Annotated in this window: 13 protein-coding genes and 2 tRNA genes; 10 read left to right on the top strand and 5 right to left on the bottom strand. The window is 67.4% G+C overall.

The genetic code is table 11. The features are described from left to right. Positions 1-26 precede the first annotated feature (26 nt). Positions 27-101: transfer RNA gene (locus tag J2X45_RS05965), tRNA-Val, on the bottom strand. A gap of 46 nt (positions 102-147) precedes the next feature. After that, positions 148-861, bottom strand: coding sequence for an HAD-IA family hydrolase (locus J2X45_RS05960; protein WP_310212501.1), 714 nt, complete (start codon positions 859-861; stop codon positions 148-150). Positions 862-930: 69 nt separating this feature from the next. On the opposite strand from J2X45_RS05960, the gene glmU reads away from it, so the two are divergent. The 7 genes from glmU to J2X45_RS05925 all read left to right on the top strand — a co-directional run bounded on the left by glmU (position 931) and on the right by J2X45_RS05925 (position 10,101). After that, on the top strand, positions 931-2,319 hold the full coding sequence (gene glmU / locus J2X45_RS05955; protein WP_310212498.1) for a bifunctional UDP-N-acetylglucosamine diphosphorylase/glucosamine-1-phosphate N-acetyltransferase GlmU: 1,389 nt from the start codon (positions 931-933) through the stop codon (positions 2,317-2,319). Further along, on the top strand, positions 2,316-2,999 hold the full coding sequence (rpiA, locus tag J2X45_RS05950; RefSeq protein ID WP_310212494.1) for a ribose-5-phosphate isomerase RpiA: 684 nt from the start codon (positions 2,316-2,318) through the stop codon (positions 2,997-2,999). The genes glmU and rpiA overlap by 4 nt, the downstream gene beginning before the upstream one ends. Positions 3,000-3,043: 44 nt before the next feature. Next, positions 3,044-4,444, top strand: coding sequence for a glutathione-disulfide reductase (gene gor / locus J2X45_RS05945; protein ID WP_310212491.1), 1,401 nt, complete (start codon positions 3,044-3,046; stop codon positions 4,442-4,444). Beyond that, entirely contained in the window at positions 4,441-5,664 is a 1,224-nt protein-coding gene (locus J2X45_RS05940; protein ID WP_310212488.1) for an O-antigen ligase, read from the top strand. Before gor ends, J2X45_RS05940 begins: the two co-directional genes overlap by 4 nt. A gap of 112 nt (positions 5,665-5,776) precedes the next feature. Next, positions 5,777-7,156 carry a class II 3-deoxy-7-phosphoheptulonate synthase gene (locus tag J2X45_RS05935; RefSeq protein ID WP_310212485.1) on the top strand — a complete coding sequence of 460 codons (1,380 nt, stop codon included), beginning with the start codon at positions 5,777-5,779 and terminating at the stop codon, positions 7,154-7,156. Between the two features lie 194 nt (positions 7,157-7,350). Further along, positions 7,351-9,141 carry a long-chain-acyl-CoA synthetase gene (locus J2X45_RS05930; protein WP_310212482.1) on the top strand — a complete coding sequence of 597 codons (1,791 nt, stop codon included), beginning with the start codon at positions 7,351-7,353 and terminating at the stop codon, positions 9,139-9,141. Positions 9,142-9,231: 90 nt separating this feature from the next. Beyond that, the gene (locus tag J2X45_RS05925; protein WP_310212479.1) at positions 9,232-10,101 is read left to right on the top strand and encodes an alpha/beta hydrolase; all 870 of its coding nucleotides are present in this window, start codon (positions 9,232-9,234) and stop codon (positions 10,099-10,101) included. On the opposite strand, the gene J2X45_RS05920 is transcribed toward J2X45_RS05925, so the two are convergent. Beyond that, positions 10,098-10,991: a M23 family metallopeptidase gene (locus tag J2X45_RS05920; RefSeq protein WP_310212476.1), complete on the bottom strand. Its 894-nt coding sequence runs from the start codon at positions 10,989-10,991 to the stop codon at positions 10,098-10,100. The two genes, J2X45_RS05925 and J2X45_RS05920, sit on opposite strands and share 4 nt — an antisense overlap. A 1-nt stretch (position 10,992) precedes the next feature. After that, positions 10,993-11,643: a hypothetical protein gene (locus J2X45_RS05915; RefSeq protein WP_310212474.1), complete on the bottom strand. Its 651-nt coding sequence runs from the start codon at positions 11,641-11,643 to the stop codon at positions 10,993-10,995. Between the two features lie 177 nt (positions 11,644-11,820). Here J2X45_RS05915 and panD point away from each other — a divergent pair, with 177 nt between their 5' ends. Together panD and J2X45_RS05905 are read left to right on the top strand one after the other, a co-directional pair. Beyond that, positions 11,821-12,177: an aspartate 1-decarboxylase gene (panD, locus tag J2X45_RS05910; protein ID WP_010920154.1), complete on the top strand. Its 357-nt coding sequence runs from the start codon at positions 11,821-11,823 to the stop codon at positions 12,175-12,177. A 3-nt stretch (positions 12,178-12,180) separates the two neighbouring features. Then, positions 12,181-12,660 (top strand): hypothetical protein, encoded by a 480-nt coding sequence (locus J2X45_RS05905; protein WP_310212469.1) that lies wholly within the window; start codon positions 12,181-12,183, stop codon positions 12,658-12,660. 53 nt (positions 12,661-12,713) lie between these two features. Here the strand turns inward: J2X45_RS05905 and J2X45_RS05900 are convergent, their stop codons facing one another. After that, complete coding sequence (locus J2X45_RS05900) at positions 12,714-13,472, bottom strand: SIMPL domain-containing protein (RefSeq protein ID WP_310212466.1); 759 nt, start codon at positions 13,470-13,472, stop codon at positions 12,714-12,716. A gap of 150 nt (positions 13,473-13,622) precedes the next feature. Here J2X45_RS05900 and J2X45_RS05895 point away from each other — a divergent pair. Further along, positions 13,623-13,698 (top strand) — tRNA-Ile (locus J2X45_RS05895). Positions 13,699-13,854: the final 156 nt, after the last annotated feature.

Below are 13,854 nucleotides of genomic sequence, written 5' to 3'. Positions count from 1 at the left end.
CGTGACTTCAGATTTGTCTGGGGAAATGGTGGATGCGACAGGGATTGAACCTGTGACCCCCTCGGTGTGAACGAGGTGCTCTCCCGCTGAGCTACGCATCCGCCGTGTGGAGGGCCCCGGAGGGACCGATCCGCGAGAGGACGGGGGCTATAGCCCGGTGTTCGGCGTGGGGCAAGAGGCCAAAAGCGTAATGCATGCCTTGGGCACGTCCAAAAAGCTGTGGATGACCAGATCCGCGCCCAGGGTCTCGACTGGATCCTCGGTGTAGCCGAACGAGACCAGCACGCCTGGGACCCCCGCGTTGCGCGCGCCGAGCGCGTCGTTGATGCTGTCGCCGATCATCACCGCGCGGGTCACGTCACCGCCCACGGCGGCGACGGCGGCGGCGACGTGGCGGCCGTCCGGCTTGGCGGCGGGCGCCAGATCCGCGCCGATCACCGCCTCGAAGAAGGAGGACAGCGCCACGGCGTCGAGCAATGCGGTCGACAGGTTGGTGAGCTTGTTGGTGCAGACCACCAGCTTCGCGCCGGCGGCCTTCAGATCGGTGAGCACCTCGACCACCCCGGGGAAGGGCGCGCTCTCGTCGGCGATGCGGGCCAGGTACACGTCGATGAAGCGTTGGACGAGCGCCGGCGCCTGTTCGGCGGCCAGCGGCGCGCCGGCGGCGGCGAAGCCGCGTTCCAGCAGGGCGCGCGCGCCCCGGCCTACCATCAGGCGCACGTCGTCGAAGGGGAGCGGCGGCAGCGACTCTTGCGCCAGGATGGTGTTCAAAGCGCCGACCAGATCGGGCGCGGTGTCGACGAGGGTGCCATCCAGGTCGAAGGCGATCGTCGCCCCGTTCAGGTCATCAAGCATGCTCATGGGTCTGGCCTTTCGGCCAATTGCACGGCTAATGCAACTTTGGTTCGCCTCCAGGGAGTCGCTGGGACCATGACCGAGTCCGTTTCCAAGCCTGTTCGCCCGCGCGCCGCCGTGATCCTGGCCGCCGGGCAGGGCACGCGGATGAAGTCGCCGACGCCCAAGGTGCTGCACAAGCTGGCGGGACGGACCCTGCTGGACCACGCCATCGACGCCGCCGAGGGGCTGGGCTGCGAGCGCATCATCGTCGTGGTCGGCGCCCACAGCCCGCAGGTCGGCGAAAGCGTCCGCAAGCGCCTGGGCCCCGACGCCACCGTGATCCAGGATCCGCCGCTGGGCACCGGACATGCGGTGCTGGCCGCCAAGGACGCCCTGGCGGATTTCGACGGCGACGTCGTCGTCACCTACGCCGACTGCCCGCTGACGACCGCCCCGGTGATCGCGCCGCTGTTCGACTTGATCACCCACGGCGCCCATGTCGCGGTGCTGGGCTTTGAGGCGCAGAACCCGACCGGCTATGGCCGTCTGATCCTGGCGCCGGGCCATGTGCTGCTGCGGATCGTCGAGGAGAAGGAAGCCGATCTGGCGACCAAGCAGGTCAAGCACTGCAACTCCGGGGTCCTGGCCGCCGATCGCGCCGTGCTGTTCGACCTGCTTGCTAATGTCCGCAACGACAACGCTAAGGGCGAGTACTACCTGACCGACGTCGTGGGCCTGGCGCATGAGCGTCACCTGTCGACCCGCGCGGCCTTTGCATCGGAGGCTTCGGTGCAGGGCGTCAACGCCCAGGCCGAACTGGCCGCCGCCGAAGCCGTCTGGCAGCAGAACCGTCGCAGGGCGCTGATGGTCGAGGGCGTGACCATGCCCGCGCCTGAGACCGTCCATCTGGCCTGGGACACCCGGATCGCCGGCGGTGCGGTCGTCGAACAGTTCGTGGTGTTCGGCCCCGGCGTCAGCGTCGCCAGCGGCGCGGTGATCAAGGCCTTCAGCCATCTGGAAGGGGCCTCGGTAGGCGAGGGGGCCCTGATCGGTCCCTATGCGCGCCTGCGGCCCGGCGCCGAGATCGGCGCAGACGCGCACATCGGCAACTTCGTCGAGGTCAAGAAGGTCAAGGTCGGCGCGGGCGCCAAGGCCAACCATCTCAGCTATCTGGGCGACGGCACGGTGGGCGAGAAGGCCAACATCGGCGCCGGTACGATCTTCTGCAACTACGACGGCTTCGAGAAGTTCGAGACCCACGTGGGCAAGGGCGCCTTCATCGGCTCGAACAGCGCTCTGGTCGCGCCCGTGCGCGTCGGCGACGGCGCGATGACCGGGTCGGGGTCAGTGATCACCAAGGATGTCGAGGACGGGGCGCTGGCGCTGTCGCGCGCTGACCAGAAGACCAAGGCCGGTTGGGCCACCAAGTTCCGGGCGCTCAAGCAGGCCCAGAAGGACAAGAAGAAGGACAAGAAGGCATGAGCGCCGACGACCAGAAGCGCATTTCGGGCGAGGCCGCCGCCGAGCTCGTCGAGAACGGCATGGTGGTCGGCCTGGGGACGGGCTCCACAGCCGCCTGGTTCGTCAAGGCGCTGGCGGCGCGCGGTCTGAAGGATATTCGCGGCGTGCCGACCTCGGACGCCACCGCCGCCCTGGCCCGTGAACTGGGCATCCCGCTGGCGGCGCTGGACGATGTGAAGACCGTCGACCTGACCGTGGACGGCGCCGACGAGATCGGTCCGGGCCTGTCGCTGATCAAGGGCGGCGGCGCGGCGCTGTTGCGCGAGAAGCTGGTGTGGGAAGCGTCCAGCCGCTGCGTTGTGATCGCCGATGCGGCCAAGCGCGTGGCGGCGCTTGGCAAGTTCCCGCTGCCGATCGAGGTGGTCCGCTTCGGTCACGTCCACACCGGCCACCGCCTGGCCGACATCGCCGCCGAGTTCGACCTGCCGCCGCCGCGTCTGCGCACCGCCGAACGGGGCATGGTCGTCACCGACGGGGGGAACCTGATCTACGACATGGCCTCGGGAAAGATTGACGACCCCACCGCGCTCGCCGCGGCGCTGAAAAGCGTGACGGGCGTCGTCGACCACGGCCTGTTCCTCGACCTCGCCGACGAGGCCCTGGTGGGTACGGACGAGGGCGTGGTGCGCCTGCAGCCCTGACGTCCTACATAAGCCGACCCGTTTCCCCTTCCGGAGGCCGTTCCATGGCTGACTACGACTTCGACCTCTTCGTCATCGGCGCGGGCTCGGGCGGCGTGCGCGCGGCGCGGCTGGCGGCGCTGAGCGGGGCCAAGGTGGCGGTGGCCGAGGAGTACCGGGTCGGCGGCACGTGCGTGGTGCGCGGCTGCGTGCCCAAGAAGTTCATGGTCTACGCCAGCGAGGTCACCAGCCAGCTGAAGACGGCCAAGGGCTATGGCTGGACGATCGACGACGCCCGCTTCGACTGGAAGACGTTCCTGCACGAGAAGGACGTCGAGATCGCGCGACTGTCGGGGATCTACGTCACCAATCTCCAGAAGGCGGGCGCGCACCTGCTGCATGGCCGCGCTCAGATCGTCGACGCCCACACCGTGGAAGTCCTGCCCAAGGACGGCAGCGACGACGCGGGGACCTACACCGCCCGCAAGATCCTGGTCGCCACCGGCGGACGCCCGGTGCGTCCCGAGTTCCCAGGTGCGGAGCTGGGGATCACCTCGGACGAGGCGTTCCACCTTCCGACCCTGCCCAAGAGCGTGCTGGTGGTCGGCGGCGGTTATATCGCCGTCGAGTTCGCGGGAATCTATGCGGGCCTCGGCGTCCAGACGACACTGCTCTATCGCGGCGCCAACATCCTGCGCGGCTTTGACGACGATGTGCGGATGCACCTGGCCGACGAGCTGGAAAAGCGCGGGATCAAGGTTGTCCTGGGCTGCTCGCACAAGAGCATCGAGAAGATGGACGATGGCCGCCTGCTGAGCACGCTCAGCAACGACCTGACCTTCGAGACCGAGGCGGTGATGTTCGCCACCGGTCGTGAACCTTACGTCCAGGGTCTGGGCCTCGAGAAGGCCGGTGTGAAGCTGAACGACAAGGGCGCGATCGCGGTCGACAAGTACTCCAAGACCAATGTCGACAGCATCTGGGCCGTCGGCGACGTGACGGACCGCATCAACCTGACGCCGGTGGCGATCCGCGAGGGGGCGGCCTTCGCCCAGACCGAGTTCTACGGCAAGCCGACGACCTTCGATCACGATCTGGTCGCCTCGGCGGTCTTCTCGCAGCCGCCGGTCGGCGCAGTCGGGATGAGCGAGGCTGAGGCGCGGCAGGCGTTCGGCAAGGTCGACATCTATCGCTCGGTCTTCCGGCCGATGAAGGTCACCTTCTACGGCGGCCAGGAACGATGCCTGATCAAGCTCGTCGTCAAGCAGGACGATGAGCGCATCGTCGGCGTCCACGTGGTTGGCCCCGACTCGCCCGAGATCATCCAGATGGCGGCGATCGCGGTGAAGATGGGCGTGACCAAGCCGCAGTGGGATTCCACCTGCGCCGTGCACCCCACCCTCGCCGAGGAACTGGTGACCATGCGCGAGAAGTACGTGCCGGCCGAAGTCGGCGGGGTGGGATGATCCAGGCGACCGCTCCGGAGCGCCGGACCCGGTGGCTGGGCGCGCTCGCCGTCTTCGCGATGGTGATGACCCCGCTCATCGGCTACCTGATCCCGCTCTGGTACGCGGCCTTGCTGAGCTTGGTGGGCCTGCTGGCCGCGCCGACCCTGGTGCGTTCCAGAGCGCCGCTTCTGCCGATCCTGGCGCTGGTGGTTCTCGTCGCCTGGGCGCTGATCAGCCTCAGCTGGAGTCCGGCCGCGCCGCACCTGGCCGAGCTTAAGCGTGACAAGGACGTCGAGAAGTTCACCGCCTTGAAGCTCGTCCTCCAGTTGGCGCTCTACGGCGCCGCGGTCGCGGGGCTGGCGCAGATGTCGCAACGTTCAGCGCGCCTGGCGGGGCGGGTCATGCTGGTCGGCGTCGCCTTCCTGGCCTTGATCACCTTCGTCGACGGCGCGCTGGGCGCGGCGATCTATCAGGTCCTGCACAATTTGACCGAGGAGCCGATCCGCCCGGATCTGGCGATGGTCAAGGTGTCGCTGGCGACCTATCCGGCGATCCTCTTGTTCTGGCCGTGCGTCAGGATCCTGGACGCCTGGAACTTTCGAGGGCGGAACATCGCCATCGCCCTCATCGCCGTGTGCCTCGTGTCGGGCGCACATCTCACAGGCGCCGACGCGCCCATAGCGGCGCTAATTCTCGGCGGCGTCGCCTGGCTGGGGACGCGGGTCATCGGCAAACCGTTCGTGCGCGGGCTGATCCCGGCCGTATCGGCCCTCTTCATCTTCGCGCCGCTCGTCGTGCTTTGGGGCGTACGCTCGGGCCTCTTTGCTTGGCTGTACGCCTCCGCGCCAGCCTCCTGGGATCATCGCCTCAACATCTGGGCCTTCACAGGCAATCTGATCGTCGAGCACGCCCTACGCGGCTGGGGCATAGACGCCAGTCGCACCTTCGGGCCGGCCATCCCGCTGCACACCCACAACGCCGCCTTGCAGCTCTGGCTGGAGCTGGGAGCCATGGGCGCGGCCATGGCGGCGGCGTTCTTCGCCTGGGTTCTCTACCGCATCGTCGGCTGGACAGGCGAAAACCGGCGCGACGGGGCCATGGCGGCGGCGGTGACGGTGTCCTATCTGGTTATCGGCGGGCTCAGCTTCGGCGTCTGGCAGGAGTGGTGGCTCGCGCTGGGCGCGCTGGCCGCCATCGCCTGTGGTGTGGCGCAAAAAACCAGCGCAGTACGCGCCTAAGGCGACAACGAATGTTCCTGTGTGGCGGATCAGCGGCCTTCTGCTGCACGATTTTGCCTTTTCCGTCCATTTGCGGTATCTACCGCGCCCTTTGTAGTAATCGAGCCTCGACATGACCGCCCGTTGGACCCCCGCCGCCTGGAGAGCCAAGCCCGCAAAGCACCTGCCCACCGACTATCCGGACATGGGCGCGGTCGAGCGGGTCGAGCAGACGCTGCGCCAGATGCCGCCCCTGGTGTTCGCCGGCGAGGCGCGCCGTCTTAAGAGTCAACTGGGCGAGGTGGCCGAAGGGCGGGCGTTCCTGTTGCAGGGCGGCGACTGCGCCGAGAGCTTCAAGGAATTCCATGCGGACAACATCCGCGACACCTTCCGTCTGATCCTGCAGATGGCGGTGGTGCTGACCTTCGCCGGCGGCAAGCCGGTGGTGAAGGTGGGCCGTATCGCCGGCCAGTTCGCGAAGCCGCGCTCCGAGCCGACCGAGGCGCAGGGCGATGTCGTGCTGCCATCCTATCGCGGCGACATCATCAACGGCATGGACTTCAACGAGTCCGAGCGGGTTCCCGATCCTGACCGCCTGCTGAAGGCCTACGGCCAGTCGGCCGCCACGCTGAACCTGCTGCGCGCCTTCGCCAGCGGCGGCTACGCCGACCTCTACAATATCCACCGCTGGACGCTGGGCTTCGTCGGTGACAGCCCGCAGGGCGCACGTTATCGCGAACTGTCGGAAAAGATCAGCGAGGCCCTGACCTTCATGGCGGCGGTCGGCGTGACGCCCGACACACAGCCCGACCTGCGTCGCGTCGAGTTCTTCACCAGCCACGAGGCCCTGCTGCTGGGCTTCGAGGAAGCCATGACCCGGGTCGATAGCACCTCTGGCGACTGGTACGACACCAGCGCCCACCTGCTTTGGATCGGCGAGCGCACCCGCCAGCTGGACGGCGCCCACGTCGAATTCATGCGCGGCGTGAAGAATCCGATCGGCCTGAAGTGCGGCCCGACCATGGAGGGCGATGACCTGCTGCGGCTGATCGACGTCCTGAACCCGCACAACGAGCCGGGCCGCCTGACGCTTTATGGGCGCTTCGGCTCGGACAAGATCGCCGACCGTCTGCCGCGCCTGATGAAGGCGACTAAGTCGGCGGGCCGCTCGGTGGTCTGGGCCACCGATCCCATGCACGGCAATACGCTGAAGGCCTCGACGGGCTACAAGACCCGGCCGTTTGACCGGATCCTCTCCGAGGTGAAGAGCTTCGTCGAGATCGCCCAAGCGGAAGGCGTGCACCCCGGCGGCGTCCATCTGGAGATGACGGGCCAGAATGTCACCGAATGCCTGGGCGGCGCCCGCGCTGTGTCGGAGACTGATCTCGCCGATCGCTATCATACGCATTGCGACCCGCGCCTGAATGGCGAGCAGGCGCTCGAGTTGGCCTTCCTCGTCGCGGAGAAGCTCAAGGCCGCACGCGACGACCAGCGTCGTCTGGCCGCCGGCTGACAAGCGCCCTCGGCGGACGCGCGACAAGGCGGTCCGCCGAGGGTGACTTGAGCTGATCAAGGCGCCGTAACGGAAGCTTTCGTCCGCGCGCCGCAGCGTCTTCTTCCAAGAACATCGATAGGTTTGCATTGCAGCACGCGGCGTCTTGACCGGCCGCGCGGGGCTCTCCAATGGTTGCGTCAAGGGAGAGAAGAATGCGTTTGAGCCAGAAGATTCGGCGGGAAATCCGGTTTTTGAAGGGGCTCTCCCGGACGCTCAAGCGCGTGAAGACGATCGCTCCGGACAGCCCCAACCTGATTTGCGACGATCTGGAGGCCGCCGTCGACAAGTGGGGGCCGCGCCCCGCCATCACCTTCGAAGGCAAGACGATCTCGTACGCCGAGCTGGACGCGATGGCCAACCGCTACGCGCACTGGGCCAAGGGTCTGGGTCTGACGCGCGGCCAGACCGTGGCGCTCTTCATGCCTAACCGCATCGAGTATCTGGCGATCTGGTACGGCCTGACGAAGGTCGGGGTCGCCACCGCCCTGATCAACAACCAACTGACCGGCGCGGCGCTGGCGCACTGCCTGAACATCTCGCACGCGCTGCACTGCATCGTCGACACCGAGACCTCGTCCTGCTTCGAGGAGGTGAAAGGCCAGCTTGAGCGCCATGTGCAGCAGTGGGTGCTGGGGCCCGTCCATGACGACCAGCGCGACCTGCTGAAAGCCCTCAAGAGCTGCAGCCAGCTGCGCCCCGATCGCGAGACCGCCCGGGAGGGTCTGACAGCCTCCGATACGGCGCTCTACATCTACACCAGCGGAACGACCGGCCTGCCGAAGGCCGCGCGAATCACGCACATGCGCGCCCAGCTCTATATGCGTGGGTTCGCCGGCTCGACGGGAGCCAAGGACACCGATCGCATCTACGTCACCCTGCCGCTCTATCACGCGACCGGGGGGCTGTGCGCCTTGGGCGCGGGCCTGCTGAACGGCGGCTCGATCGTGCTGCGCAAGAAGTTCTCAGCGACGCACTTCTGGCCCGAGATCGTGGCCGAGCAGTGCACCATGTTCGTCTATATCGGCGAGCTGTGCCGCTACCTCGCCAACCAGCCCGAGCACGAGCTCGAGCGCGCTCACAAGATCCGCATGATCTTCGGCAATGGCCTGCGCGCCGACGTCTGGGACGACATGCTCGATCGCTTCAAGGTCGGCGACGTGCTGGAGTTCTACGGCGCGACTGAAGGCAACGTCTCGTTCTTCAACTTTGACGGCAAGCGCGGCGCCATCGGGCGTATCCCGAGCTACCTCCGCAAGAAGTTCAATTTCCGCATCGTCAAGTTTGACGTCGAGAGCGAGACCCCGATCCGTGGGCCCGACGGTTGCTGCATCGAGGCGGGGCCTGAGGAGGTCGGCGAGTGCATCGGCCATATCGGCAGCGACGCGCGCTCGAATTTCACCGGCTATGCCGACAAGGCCGCGACCGAGAAGAAGGTGCTGCACGACGTCTTCGAGAAGGGGGACGCCTGGTTCCGCACGGGCGACCTGATGAAGGTCGACCACGACGGCTACATCTATTTCATCGACCGGATCGGTGACACCTTCCGCTGGAAGGGCGAAAACGTCGCCACCTCCGAGGTCGCCGAGCGTATCGCCGGCTTCGAGGGCGTCCTGGAGGTGAATGTCTACGGTGTGAAGGTGGGCGACCTGGACGGCAAGGCGGGCATGGCCTCGCTGGTGACCGAAGGCGACTTCGACCTGGACGCCTTCGCCAAATATGTCGACGAGGCGCTGCCCAGCTACGCCAGGCCGTTGTTCGTACGCCTGCAAAAGGCGATCGAGACCACCGGCACCTTCAAGTATCGCAAGATCGATCTCGTCAACGAGGGCTTCGACCCGTCCAAGACCAAGGATCCGCTGTACTTCCGCGATCCGGCCAAGGGCTATGTGAAGATCACCAAGACGCTCTGCGCCAAGATCGAGGGCGGCGGCTTCAAGCTGTAACCCGCGGTTCGGGGCAATGATCGCGGTTCCTCGCATCCGAACCCGATCCGCGCCCGTACGCTCAATGAGAGCGGCGGCGGAGATCAGGGTATGGCGGAGGCAAGGATGAGCCGGCGCGCGGGTCTGGCGGCCTTGGCGGCGACGGTGACGGCGGCGTGTTCGCCGCTCTCGGTCTTCGCCACGTTCACGCCAAAGGACGCGGCGCGGCGCGAGGGGCGAGGCGCGCGCTATATGGACGGCCCGCGCGGCGGGGTGGACATCTATGCGCCGCCGATCGCGCACGGTCCGGCGCCGGTAGCGGTATTCTTCTACGGCGGATCCTGGGACAGCGGCCGCAAGGGCGACTATGGGTGGGCCGCCCGGGCGATCGCCGCGCAGGGTTTTCTCACCCTCGCGCCGGATTACCGCCTCTACCCCGAAGTGCGGTTTCCCGACTTTCTGGACGACTGCGCCAAGGCCGTGCGCTGGGCCGTGCACAACGCCGCCGCCCTGGGCGGCGATCCTGAGCGGATTGTGCTGATCGGCCATTCGGCGGGCGCCTACAATGCGGCCATGCTGGCGCTGGACCCGCGATATCTGCGTAGCGCCCAGGTCGATCCCGGGGCGATCCGGGCCTTTGCGGGCCTGTCTGGGCCTTACGACTTCCTGCCCCTGAAGGGCGCGATCACCGAGCGGACCTTCGGGGACGCGGTTGACCTGGCGGCGACGCAGCCCATCGCCTTCGCCCGCGCCGACGCGCCAGCCGCCTTCCTGGCGACGGGCGACAAGGACACCACGGTCTATCCGCGCAACACCCGCAAGTTGGCCGCCGCCCTGCGCGACAAGGGCGCCAGGGTCGAGGAGCGGCACTATCCAGGCGTCGACCATGCGGGCGCGGTGCTGGCCCTTTCACGCCCGTTCCGGCGCAAAGCCACGCTGCTGACCGACATGACGGCCTTTCTGAAAGACGCGGTCGCCTAGCTACAGCTCTGACCGTTCAGCTTGCGCTGGTAGGCCTGAACCAGGCTCAGATAGGGCGGCAGGAAGGTGTGCAGGGCCACGGCCTTGCCGTCCGTCGTGGTCCCCGCGACGCCCGCCCGGATCTCGAAGTGCAGGTGGATCGTCGTCGGCGTGCCGCCAAAGTCGTTGGACACCTTGCCCAGCTGCTGGCCCTTGGCGACGCTGTCGCCTTCTTTCACCGCCAGGGTCGCCATCTGCAGGTGCAGATAGCGATAGGTGTAGTGCGGCGCGGCCTGGCCGACGAGGGTCACCGAGTATGAGCCGATGTCGGTGATCGTCCCGGCCTCGGCGGCGACGGCCCAATGCTGGTTCTTCTTGCAGCTTGCGGGGCGGATGTCCTGCCCCTGGTGTCCTGTGCCGGAGCCCGCGCAGAGCGGATTGGACCGCGACCGCGCCTCGCAGAAGGTGTCACGCCAGGGCAGGGTGTAGTTGAGGCTGTCGCACTGGCTGGGCTTGCCGGGCGGTCCCATGCCGCCGCCCGGGCCATAGACTTGCGAGTTGGGGAAGCCGGCCTCGGCCAGCGGCCAGCACATGTTCGGCGACCAGACCGTGCGGTCGAGATAGCCGGGCCCCTGGCCGGCGGGGATGGCGCCGGCTGGTTCGTGCGGGAAGCTGGCCGATGGGGGCGGGGACTCATCGGGTTGCGGCGCGGGGTCCGGGCTCGGCGGAATGGGCTCGCTGGCGGGCTGCTCGGCGCCGCCGTCGGCCGGGGAATCGTCAGGCTGCGGCGGTCCGGGCTCGGGCGAGGGCGGCTTGGGCGTTTCGCCGGCCGGGGGCTTGGTGGTGTCGTCGCAGGCGGCCAGCGGCGCCAGGGCGAGGGCGGCGATCAGCAGAAGCGGAGAGACGCGCATTTCAGCCTCCCAGCCCGGCGGCTTGCCGCGCGGCCTTACCCATCACGACGGCGGTGGTCTTGCCCACAAGGCCCAGTACGTAGTTGTCGTCGACGCAGCGCGGGTCGCCGGCTGTGTCGCAGCGGATCTCCACGGTGTAGAGCACGCCAAAGCGCACGAAGCTGGCCAACTGGCCGTCCACGGTGCGCTGTACGGTCAGCATCTCTGGTCCGCTCTCGACCTTCAGGGGCTTGCCGGCCGGAACCGTCGCCGTCGTGCCGCTGAGCGAGACGCCGCCGCCCAGGGTGTCGGCGGTGATCGTGTAGTAGTCGCCGAAGCTGTAGATCCGCGCCCCGGCCGTCAGCTTGGGATCGCGCGGCAAAAGGATCGGGACGGCGGTCTTGTCGACCTGTTCGCGGTTCAGATTGGCCGCCAGACTTTCTCCGACATTGGCCGACTGGCGAAGGCCGCCGACGGCCGCCTGCCAGTCCACTGCCCCCCGGGGGCGGGCGACCAGCGCCGTGATCGAGGGGCGAGGGGGCGGCGACGTCGCGCCCGGATCCTGCCGTGTCTGGGCCTCGCTTGTTGAGATCCAGGCCGCTCCCGCGACCAGTGAGACGATGACGAGACCCGCCACCGCCCAACCACTTCCGTAACGCATGATAGTCCCCACCGAACCGCGTTATTTCAAACCTTAACGCGAAATCGCCGGGTTGTTAACCTTTGTCGCCATGCTGCGGTGCGATTGAACCGACGCGGGTTCGTGGCTATATGGCGGGACCTGTTGACGGGCCTTGTGTGTGGCGGCCCAGAAGATTCCAGTTCATTCAAAGGGATAAACTTCCCCGCCATGCTGCTCACCATGCTGAAGGCCAAGCTGCACCGCGCCACGGTGACCCAGGCCGACCTCGACTACGAAGGCTCGATCGCCATCGACCGCGACCTGCTGGACGCCTCGGGCATCCTGCCGAACGAGCAGGTCGACGTGCTGAACATCACCAACGGCGCGCGCTTCACCACCTACGCCATCGAGGCCCCGCGCGGCTCAAAAGTGATCGGCGTCAATGGCGCGGCCGCTCGCCTGGTGCAGAAGAACGACCTGGTGATCGTGGTCACCTACTGCCAGATGCCCGCCGAGGAGGCGCGCAACTACGCTCCGACCGTCGTCCTGCTGGACGAGGGCAACCTGATCAAGAAGGCGGCCTGACCGATGACGCGCCCCTGGATGAAAAACGGGGCGCTTGTCGCTCTGGCGATGGCGGGCCTGACCGCCTGCTCGCCCAAACTGCCTGAAGGGATCGATGAGACCGTGCTGGCCCAGTCCATCGGTCGTCAGATCGGCTCGGGCTCGACCTGCGTGGTGATCGCCGAGGCCGCCAGCGGCAAGCTGGTCTGGCGCGGCGGCGGCTATGTCACCTGCGCGCGCGACCTACCGACCTGCGATGGCGTTATCACGACGGCCGAAAAGCTGCTGCAAGCCAACCTCGGCAAGCCCGCGCGCTTCTTCAGCTGCGAGAGCGGCTCGGCGCCGGGCAACACGGTGGGCTGGGCGATCGGCCCTGTGCCGACTGGCGCGGGCAAGCCGGCCCGCAACCTGACCTATGTGGCGGTCATGGAGGGCGAGCGCGCCCTGCCGGGCCTGGAGATCAAGGACCGCGTCGAGCAGGCCTTCGCGAAGGCCGGGTTCTAATCCAAACAAACAAGCCGCCGCCGGGACATCCCGACGGCGGCTTTTTCACGCGCTTACTTGCTGACTTCGTACACCGCGCTGACGTCAACGCGGACCTTCAGCTCGCCGGCCGAGATGCTGGTGGCGTCGGCCATCTCGCGCTTGGCCATGGCGAACACCGGCATCGGTTGCGGGGCGGGCGTATAGCCGCCGCCTTCGCTGAGATTGACCAGCCGCACGGTCTTGTAGCCGGTGGCGCGGCCATAGAGCGCGGCCTTGGCCTCCAGCGCCTTGACGGCCTCCAGGCGGGCGGCGTCCTCGGCCGCCTGCGGGTTGGAGAGGCCAAAGCTGATCCCGTTGACCGTGTTAGCGCCGGCGCTGACCGTGGCGTCCACCGCCGCGCCCAGCTTGGCCAGGTCACGGACCGTGATCGTCACCTGGTTCGACGCCTGGTAGCCGGTCAGCTTGGGCGGCTGGTTCTGCTCATAGGCGTACTGGGCGTTCAGGCTCAGGTTCGAGGTCTGGATGTCGCGCTCGGCGATCCCGGCCTTCTTCAGGGCGGCCATCACCTGGTTCATCCGCGCGCCGTTGGCCTTGAGCGCCTCGGCCGCCGTGGCCGCGTCAGTCTGGACGCCTAGAGTGATGGTCGCCATGTCCGGCGCCACCAGGGTCTCGCCGAAGGCCGACAGGTTGAACGTCGTGGCCTTGAAGGCCGCGTCGTGGCCTTGCGCCAGCGCCGGAGCGGCGGCGCCCATCAGCAACACGCCGCCCAGCAGAGCGGGCAGGGCGATGGCGGTCATCAGCTTGGCGGGGCGGTGGGCGGTGTGGGTCATCGATCTTTCTCCAGGGGCTGTCCGGCGCAGGAAAGCGTCGCCGCACGGCTAGGGTTCCTTCGTGACAGCTCCAACCTGAACCGGAGCTTTAAGCCGCGTTCGGCTCATGCTAATCCGCCGGCTCGCGTGCGCTTCGGCGCGACTCCGCGCGGGCCTGTAGCTCAATGGTTAGAGCCGACCGCTCATAACGGTCTGGTTGGGGGTTCGAGTCCCTCCAGGCCTACCACCCTGCCAATTTCCCTTACACAACAGCCGCTAACGGATGGGTGGCGACCGTCTAATCGTTCTTTTGTTCATGAATTGTTCTGGCTTTCTCCTGTGAGCTCAGGGTGCTCCCGACCCAACGTCAGAACCGGACGCACCCTCCGCCACACCCCGTCGA

The organism is Caulobacter sp. BE264 (assembly GCF_031457805.1).
GTDB lineage: Bacteria > Pseudomonadota > Alphaproteobacteria > Caulobacterales > Caulobacteraceae > Caulobacter.
The sequence above is the reverse complement of the archived record's forward strand: the minus strand, read 5'-3'. Positions and strand labels throughout refer to the sequence as shown.